General features: G+C 39.5%; 1 protein-coding gene. It reads left to right on the top strand.

The features are described 5' to 3' along the window. Nucleotides 1-50: 50 nt before the first annotated feature. Nucleotides 51-248, top strand: a 198-nt coding sequence (locus CWC11_RS23140) for a hypothetical protein (protein WP_138684226.1), incomplete at its 3' end; no start/stop codon positions are given.

Below are 248 nucleotides of genomic sequence, written 5' to 3'. Positions count from 1 at the left end.
AAAATCTGTGAAATTGCAGAGCAAGCCATTCATGAAGCTAAGGGATTATAATGGACTTTAGTCAATTAAATAAAAAGTCGGCAAAATCCTTTAATGATCAAAAAGCACTCATCAAAAAGCTTAGTCAGGGTCGTGTTGTCAATTGCCCAAGCTGTCAGCAACCCATTGCACTCAGTTTAAGCCAATCGACATCAAATAGAGCTGTGGCACAATGCCAACAGGGTTGCACATTTATCGAGTTAGATCTC

The organism is Pseudoalteromonas sp. S3178 (assembly GCF_005886985.1).
GTDB classification, from domain to species: Bacteria; Pseudomonadota; Gammaproteobacteria; order Enterobacterales; family Alteromonadaceae; genus Pseudoalteromonas; species Pseudoalteromonas carrageenovora.
The sequence above is the reverse complement of the archived record's forward strand: the minus strand, read 5'-3'. Positions and strand labels throughout refer to the sequence as shown.